This is a genomic window from Pseudomonas agronomica, assembly GCF_025917275.1.
Classification (GTDB): Bacteria; Pseudomonadota; Gammaproteobacteria; order Pseudomonadales; family Pseudomonadaceae; genus Aquipseudomonas; species Aquipseudomonas agronomica.
Window position 1 is genome coordinate 1 of the sequence record NZ_JAOSHO010000413.1, and the last position, 4,579, is coordinate 4,579.

Below are 4,579 nucleotides of genomic sequence, written 5' to 3' on the forward strand. Positions count from 1 at the left end.
GAGGGAGGCTCTTGTAACCTTGGTTTGGATTTCCCCATGAGTTCTGTTGCTGTGTTCAGCAAGGCCTCGCCGTTCGATGCATTGCAGCGCTGGCTACCAAAACTGGTGCTGGCGCCGAGCATGTTCATCGTCCTGGTGGGCTTCTATGGCTACATCCTGTGGACGTTCGTCCTGTCGTTCACGACGTCGACTTTCCTGCCCACCTACAAATGGGCGGGCTTGGCGCAATACGCACGGCTGTGGGACAACGACCGCTGGTGGGTAGCCAGCAAGAACCTCGCGGTGTTCGGTGGCATGTTCATCGGCATTACCCTGGTGATCGGGGTGCTGCTGGCGGTGTTCCTCGACCAGCGTATTCGTCGTGAAGGTTTCATCCGCACCATTTACCTGTACCCGATGGCGCTCTCGATGATCGTCACTGGTACCGCCTGGAAATGGCTGCTCAACCCGGGCATGGGCCTGGACAAATTGTTGCGTGACTGGGGTTGGGAAGGCTTCCGCCTGGATTGGCTGATCGATCCTGACCGCGTGGTGTATTGCCTGGTGATCGCTGCCGTATGGCAGGCCTCGGGTTTCATCATGGCGATGTTCCTGGCCGGCCTGCGTGGCGTGGACCAGTCGATCATCCGCGCTGCGCAGATCGATGGCGCGAGCATGCCGCGCATCTACTGGAAAGTGGTGCTGCCGAGCTTGCGGCCGGTGTTCTTCAGTGCCGTGATGATTCTGGCGCACATTGCGATCAAGAGCTTCGACCTGGTGGCGGCCATGACCGCCGGTGGCCCGGGTTATTCCTCCGACCTGCCGGCCATGTTCATGTACTCCTTCACCTTCAGTCGCGGCCAGATGGGCATGGGCTCGGCCAGTGCAATCCTGATGCTCGGTGCGATCCTCGCGATCATCGTGCCTTACCTGTATTCCGAGCTGAGGGCCAAGCGTCATGACTAGTCTCGCTGCGAAACCTTCCATCAGCCTGAGCCGCATCGCGATCTACGCGGTGCTGATTCTCGCGGTACTGCTTTACCTGGTGCCGCTGGTGGTCATGCTGTTGACCAGCTTCAAGACGCCGGAAGACATCAGCACCGGTAACCTGCTGAGCTGGCCGACCGTGGTCAGCGGCATCGGCTGGGTCAAGGCCTGGGCCACGGTCAACGGCTATTTCTGGAACTCGATCAAGATCACCGTACCGGCCGTGCTGATTTCCACCGCCATCGGCGCGTTGAACGGTTATGTGTTGTCGATGTGGCGCTTCCGTGGGTCGCAGTTGTTCTTCGGCCTGCTGCTGTTCGGTTGCTTCCTGCCGTTCCAGACCGTGCTGCTGCCGGCCTCGTTCACCCTCGGCAAGATGGGCCTGGCCAGCACCACCACCGGCCTGGTGTTTGTCCACGTCGTCTACGGGCTGGCGTTCACCACGCTGTTCTTCCGCAACTACTACGTGAGCATCCCCGATGCGCTGGTGAAGGCTGCGCGCCTGGACGGTGCCGGGTTCTTCACGATCTTCCGCCGCATCATCCTGCCGATGTCGACGCCGATCATCATGGTCTGCCTGATCTGGCAGTTCACCCAGATCTGGAACGACTTCCTGTTCGGCGTGGTGTTCTCCAGCGGTGACTCCCAGCCCATCACGGTGGCGCTGAACAATCTGGTCAACACCAGCACCGGGGCCAAGGAATATAACGTGGACATGGCGGCGGCGATGATCGCCGGGCTGCCGACCCTGCTGGTCTATGTGATCGCAGGCAAGTATTTCGTGCGCGGCCTTACGGCTGGCGCGGTCAAGGGGTAATCATGGCTACGCTTGAACTTCGCAATGTAAACAAGACCTACGGCGCGGGCCTGCCCGACACCTTGAAAGACATCCAGTTGTCGATCAAGGAAGGCGAATTCCTGATCCTGGTCGGCCCTTCGGGTTGCGGCAAGTCGACCCTGATGAACTGCATCGCCGGCCTCGAGACCATCACCGGCGGCGCGATCATGATCGGCGACCAGGACGTCAGCGGCATGAGCCCGAAGGATCGCGACATCGCCATGGTGTTCCAGTCCTACGCGCTGTACCCGACCATGAGCGTGCGCGAGAACATCGAGTTCGGCCTGAAAATTCGCAAGATGAAACAGTCGGACATCAACGAAGAAGTGGCGCGGGTTGCCAAGTTGCTGCAGATCGAACACCTGCTCAACCGCAAGCCCGGCCAGCTCTCCGGTGGCCAGCAGCAGCGTGTTGCGATGGGCCGGGCGCTGGCGCGGCGGCCGAAGATCTACCTGTTCGACGAGCCGCTGTCCAACCTCGACGCCAAGCTGCGGGTCGAGATGCGCACCGAAATGAAACTGATGCACCAGCGCCTGAAGACCACCACGGTCTACGTGACCCACGACCAGATCGAAGCGATGACCCTGGGCGACAAAGTGGCGGTGATGAAGGACGGGATCATCCAGCAGTTCGGCACGCCGAAGGACATCTACAACAACCCGGCCAACCTGTTCGTCGCGAGCTTCATTGGTTCGCCGCCGATGAACTTCATCCCGCTGCGCCTGCAACGCAAGGACGGTCGCCTGCTGGCCTTGCTCGACAGCGGCCAGGCCCGTTGCGAGTTGCCGCTGGGCATGCAGGACGCCGGGCTGGAAGATCGTGAAGTGATCCTTGGCCTGCGCCCGGAGCAGATCGTCCTGGCCGGCAACGAGCCGAACGGTTTGCCGACCATTCGCGCCGAAGTCCAGGTCACCGAACCTACCGGTCCGGACACCCTGGTGTTCGTCAATCTCAACGACACCAAGGTCTGCTGCCGACTGGCGCCGGACGTGGCGCCGCAGCCGGGGGAGACCCTGACGTTGCAATTCGATCCCGCGAAAGTGTTGCTGTTCGACGCCAAGTCCGGCGAACGCCTGGGCGTGGCGGCGCAGCCGCAGGCTGAAGACCGGCCTGCCAATGTGGCGCAGTTCAAGGGCCGATGACGAACATATGTGGGAGCGAGCTTGCTCGCGATAGCGGTGTGTCATTCACTTCAGCCGCAACTGATGTACCGCCATCGCGAGCAAGCTCGCTCCCACAGAAAAAGGAGTATGCGGTGAGTGGGGGACCATCCATCGCAATCGTTGTAAACCGCGTTAGATAAAAACAGTTAATAACAATAAAGACGAGGATGTAGGGATGAAGAAGAAGAACAATGCCCAGCTTATCTGCCAGTTGTCAGCCGTTGCGGCGATGATGCTGGCCGGTAGCGCTCATGCTGCCGACGCGTTCAGCGCCGATTCGCAGTGGATGACGGGCGACTGGGGCGGTGAACGAACCAAACTGATCGAGCAGGGTATCGACATCAAGGCCGACTACGTCGGCGAGGTGGGCGGCAACCTGCACGGTGGCTACAACAACGACAAGACTGCACGTTACGCCGACCAGTTCGGTCTGGGCGTGGCGCTGGACCTGGAAAAGCTGTGGGGCTGGGATAACACCCAGGCCAAGATCCAGCTGACCAACCGTAACGGTCAAAACATCTCCAACGACCGTGTCGGCGATCCACGCGCGGGTACCTTGAGTTCTTCCCAGGAAGTCTACGGCCGTGGCCACATGGTTCGTTTGACCCAGTTGTGGATCAAGCACCAGTTCCTCGATGGCAAGCTGGACGTCAAGGCCGGTTACTTCGGTGAAGGCGAAGACTTCAACACCTTCCCTTGCGAGTTCCAGAACCTGGCGTTCTGCGGCTCCCAGGTGGGTAACTGGGCAACCGGCATCTGGTACAACTGGCCAGTCAGCCAGGCCGCGATCCGCGTGAAGTACAACATCACGCCTGAGTTCTACGCGCAAATCGGTGCGTACAACCAGAACCCATCGCAGCTGGAACACGGCAACGGCTTCAAGCTCAGCGGCAGCGGCACCAAAGGTACCGTCATTCCTGTCGAACTGGTCTGGTCGCCGAAGGTCAACAACCTGCCGGGCGAATACCGCGTCGGTTACTACAAGAGCACGGCTGACGCCAACGACGTCCGTGAGGACGAAGACGGCAATGATGCCGCCACCACCGGCAACGCCTACCGCAGCCATGACAGCAAGCACGGCTACTGGTTCGTGGCGCAACAGCAACTCACCACTCACAACGGCGACGCTTCCCGCGGCCTGAACATCGCGGCCAACGCGACCTTCCACGACAAGGACACCAACGTCGTCGACAACTACCAGTCGTTGATGTTCGTGTACAAAGGGCCGTTCGACGCACGTCCGAAGGATGACATCGGAATCGGTTTCTCCCGTATCCATGTCAACGAAGACGTGAAGAAAAACGCCGACCTGACCAACATCGCCAACGGTGTCACCGACTACAACGATCCACTGTTCGCGCCACTGCGTAGCACTGAGTACAACTACGAGCTCAACTACGGCGTGCACGTGACCAACTGGCTGACCGTGCGTCCGAACCTGCAATACATCACCCACCCGGGCGGTGTTGACGAGGTCGACAACGCCTTGGTGGCCGGTCTGAAAATTCAGTCGGTGTTCTAACGCTGTTGCGATAAGCTCCTCTCTATGTGCGCATATTTGCGGACGGCCAAGGCTGTCCGCTTTTTTTTGTGAGATGGCTGGCACTGAATC

At 60.0% G+C, this 4,579-nt stretch carries 4 protein-coding genes; all 4 read left to right on the plus strand.

What is annotated here, in order from left to right; all coding sequences use genetic code 11:
- Window positions 1-36 precede the first annotated feature (36 nt).
- The 4 genes from OC610_RS21720 to OC610_RS21735 all read left to right on the plus strand — a co-directional run bounded on the left by OC610_RS21720 (window position 37) and on the right by OC610_RS21735 (window position 4,489).
- Window positions 37-945: a carbohydrate ABC transporter permease gene (locus OC610_RS21720; protein ID WP_030139360.1), complete on the plus strand. Its 909-nt coding sequence runs from the start codon at window positions 37-39 to the stop codon at window positions 943-945.
- Window positions 938-1,783 carry a carbohydrate ABC transporter permease gene (locus OC610_RS21725; RefSeq protein ID WP_030139359.1) on the plus strand — a complete coding sequence of 282 codons (846 nt, stop codon included), beginning with the start codon at window positions 938-940 and terminating at the stop codon, window positions 1,781-1,783. Before OC610_RS21720 ends, OC610_RS21725 begins: the two co-directional genes overlap by 8 nt.
- A gap of 2 nt (window positions 1,784-1,785) precedes the next feature.
- Complete coding sequence (locus tag OC610_RS21730; RefSeq protein ID WP_181289332.1) at window positions 1,786-2,946, plus strand: ABC transporter ATP-binding protein; 1,161 nt, start codon at window positions 1,786-1,788, stop codon at window positions 2,944-2,946.
- A 196-nt stretch (window positions 2,947-3,142) separates the two neighbouring features.
- Window positions 3,143-4,489: a carbohydrate porin gene (locus tag OC610_RS21735; RefSeq protein WP_198797692.1), complete on the plus strand. Its 1,347-nt coding sequence runs from the start codon at window positions 3,143-3,145 to the stop codon at window positions 4,487-4,489.
- Window positions 4,490-4,579: the final 90 nt, after the last annotated feature.